This window comes from Nitratidesulfovibrio liaohensis (assembly GCF_011682075.1).
GTDB lineage: Bacteria > Desulfobacterota > Desulfovibrionia > Desulfovibrionales > Desulfovibrionaceae > Cupidesulfovibrio > Cupidesulfovibrio liaohensis.
Map to the genome: position 1 here is coordinate 1 of NZ_VSMK01000351.1, position 2,950 is coordinate 2,950.

General features: G+C 66.2%; 4 protein-coding genes. 2 read left to right on the top strand and 2 right to left on the bottom strand.

Features of this window, described 5'->3' with window-relative positions:
- Positions 1–935: phosphoenolpyruvate--protein phosphotransferase (gene ptsP / locus FVW27_RS12035; RefSeq protein WP_167125458.1), on the top strand; the 935-nt coding region annotated here is incomplete at its 5' end.
- 427 nt (positions 936–1,362) lie between these two features.
- Here ptsP and flgM read toward each other — a convergent pair.
- Together flgM and FVW27_RS12045 are read right to left on the bottom strand one after the other, a co-directional pair.
- A complete protein-coding gene (gene flgM, locus FVW27_RS12040; protein ID WP_167125460.1) occupies positions 1,363–1,674 on the bottom strand; it encodes a flagellar biosynthesis anti-sigma factor FlgM in 312 nt (103 codons plus the stop codon).
- Between the two features lie 46 nt (positions 1,675–1,720).
- Complete coding sequence (locus FVW27_RS12045) at positions 1,721–2,137, bottom strand: DVU0524 family FlgM-associated protein (protein ID WP_015946213.1); 417 nt, start codon at positions 2,135–2,137, stop codon at positions 1,721–1,723.
- A 557-nt stretch (positions 2,138–2,694) separates the two neighbouring features.
- Here FVW27_RS12045 and FVW27_RS12050 point away from each other — a divergent pair.
- Positions 2,695–2,950: Maf family protein (locus tag FVW27_RS12050; protein ID WP_208294758.1), on the top strand; the 256-nt coding region annotated here is incomplete at its 3' end.

Genomic DNA, 2,950 nt, shown 5'->3' on the forward strand with positions numbered 1-2,950 from the left:
CCGCCGTGACCGTAGATGGCCGCCACCTGCACGTGCATGCCAACATCGGCACCCCGGCAGACGCCGCCCCGGCCCTGCTGAACGGCGCGGAGGGCGTGGGCCTGTTCCGCACCGAGTTCCTGTTTCTGGACCGGGCCGCCGCCCCGGACGAGGAAGAGCAGCGCGCCGCCTACGTGGCCGCTGCCGCCGCCATGCCCGGCCTGCCGGTGGTGGTGCGCACCCTGGACATTGGCGGCGACAAGCCGGTGCCCTATCTGGGAGACTTTGCGGCGGGAGAGGACAACCCCTTTCTGGGGCTGCGGGGCATCCGTTTCTGCCTCGCCCGGCGGGAACTGTTTCTGACCCAGTTGCGCGCCCTGCTGCGCGCCGCCGCCGAACATCCCCTGCGGGTCATGTTCCCCATGGTGGCCCACCCCGGCGAACTGGCGGCGGCAAAGGCCCTGCTGGAAGAGGCCCGTGCAGCGCTGGCGGCGCAAGGCCTGCCCCACGGCCCGGTGGAGGTGGGCATCATGGTCGAGGTGCCCGCCGCCGTGGCCCTGGCGGACCAGCTGGCGCGCGAGTCGGCCTTCTTCAGCATCGGCACCAACGATCTTGCCCAGTACGTCATGGCCGCCGACCGGGGCAACGCCGCCGTGGCCGACCTGTCGGACGCGCTGCACCCTGCCGTGCTGCGCATGGTGCGTGACACCGTGGCGGCGGGTAACGCGGCGGGCATCCCCGTGGCCATGTGCGGTGAGCTGGCGGGCAGCGCAGAGGCCATCCCGCTGCTGGTGGGGCTGGGGCTGGACGAATTGAGCATGAACGGCCCGGCCATTCCGCGTGCCAAGGACGTGGTGCGTGGCTGCGACATGGCGGCCTGCGCCAGGCTTGCGGAACGTGCGCTGGAACTGCCCGATGCCGCCGCCGTGCGGCGCTTGCTGCGGGATGGCGGTTAGCTGCCGGGGCGGGGCCTTGCGAGGTGACACCATGCCGACAGGGGCCGCGCGGTGCATTGCCGCGCGGCCCTTTATGCATGCGCGGCGTGCCGAATGTGTTCGCCAGTCGCACTCACACGTTCACCCGTCACGGGCACCTGACGCGCCCCCCTGTCACCTTTCGCGTGCATCCAGGGGGAGAACAAGACGCGGCGAGGCGGAACCATTCGAAAATGGTTCCGCCTCGCCGTTACATTCGCAGGCCGTTCGGCAACGTACGACCGAAAAAGCCCAGTGGTTGGTCGGGCAGTTCGGGCGCATGCATCCCGCCCCGCAATTGGCGCTCTGTCCTTACGCAATCGGTGCAGTACCGTTGCGCAACAGGCCAGCGCCTACTGCCCCCGCGAAACGCGGGTCAGAAACGGGTGGGCAGGGGCGCCCGAAGCCGCTAGCCGAACAGATCCTGCTCTTCCTTGAGCAGCTTTTCGGCCACGGCGCGCGAGTCCACCTGGTACTCGCCGGATTCCACCTTGCTCTTCAGCGCGTCCACCTTTTCCTGACGCACGTCGGGCGCGGCCAGGGCGGCGGAATACGCTTCCGTACGCAGCTTGGCCTCGTTGGAAAGGCTTACGCGGTCGCCCTGCGAAGAGGGCGCGGCGTCGCTTTCCTTGCGGGCGGCGGTGCGCTTGGTCTGGAGCTCGGACTGTTCCAGCTTGGTCCTGTACGGGTCCAGGTTCTTGAGATAGTTCTTGATTTCCATGGTTACCTCCCCGGGGGAGCATACCGTTTATCGGAACGTGGATCGCCTAAAGCATGGTATCGTCCACTGTTTCGAGAGCAATGTGCCATAGCCGGTCAAGGATTCTCGCCTTCTCCGCTGGCGCTACCTCGACGGGGCCTTCCGGCCCGGCGCGGAACACCTGGATGTCCAGCTGCGTCGGAGGATACGTGAAGGTGAGCGTTTCTCCCAATTCCTGTTCCAGCTTCTGCCGAATCTCTCGTACGACGGGGTTGTCGCTTCCCGCAAGCAGAAGATTCTCCATGATCTCACGAGCCACACGTTCCACCATGAACCGGCGTTTCACCTCAGGAGGAATGGCGCTTTCCTCCTCGCCCGACGCGAGACGCATGGCCTGCCGGTAGCGGGCCAGCCTGCGCGCGGTCACAAGCTGCTTGTCGTAGTGCAGCAGCATGTTGCGAAGGTAAAACGAGTTCGTGGTCACGGTAGTCTCCCCTCGTATCGCCTATCGGCTACCCAAAGGGGAAACTTTAGGGGGCGGACGCATTTTTTTCCGAAAAATTTTCCGGCCAATGCGAAGAGGGAAGACCCGCCCATGCACTCATCCCTCCTATCGGCGGCTGCCCCGGAAACATTAGGTGATCTTGCGGTGTGACTGCATTCTTTTGCAGCAGGTAGGGAATGCCCCCATCATGTGTGGGGTGCACTGCATATATATGTCGGGATATGAATGCACTGCCGCATGGTAACGTGCGCACATGCATGCGGTATGGCTGTATGCGGGGCATACTTGCGCCCGGCGCTGCCATGGGGCATGACACGCAAGGCGTACCGACCGCTACCCGTGCGGCCTGGCCAGTCTGATCTGGTTCAACTTGTCACGCGGATTCCACTGGGCCGATTGGCAAGGCAGGCTTCCTGGCCGATGCCCGGCTGTTCCGGGTGGCCGATTGTTTCGGGTGGTCGGGTGCCCTGCCTGCCGGGTTGGCGGATGTACCTGCGCGGGCGCCAGCGTTACCTTCTTTTCGGAGCCGCAACCGCATGACCGAGCATACCCCATTGACCCAGCAGTGCCCGGCGGACATCCCCGACGTTGTCGTGCCCGCGGGCCCTTTCCGGGCGTTGCTGCCCGTGGTGCTGGCCTCGGGCTCGCCCCGCCGCCGCGAGTTCCTGCATTCCCTCGGGCTGTCGTTCGAGGTGTACGGCAACGGCGCGGCAGAGCCGGAGCCGCTGCCCGTGGAACCCCCGACGCACTACGCCCGCCGCGCGGCTGCGGCCAAGGCCGCATCCGTTGCCG

Bases quoted from the DNA above. Each gene is read 5' to 3' on its own strand.
- flgM (WP_167125460.1), bottom strand. From the start codon at position 1,674: ATGGAAATCAAGAACTATCTCAAGAACCTGGACCCGTACAGGACCAAG.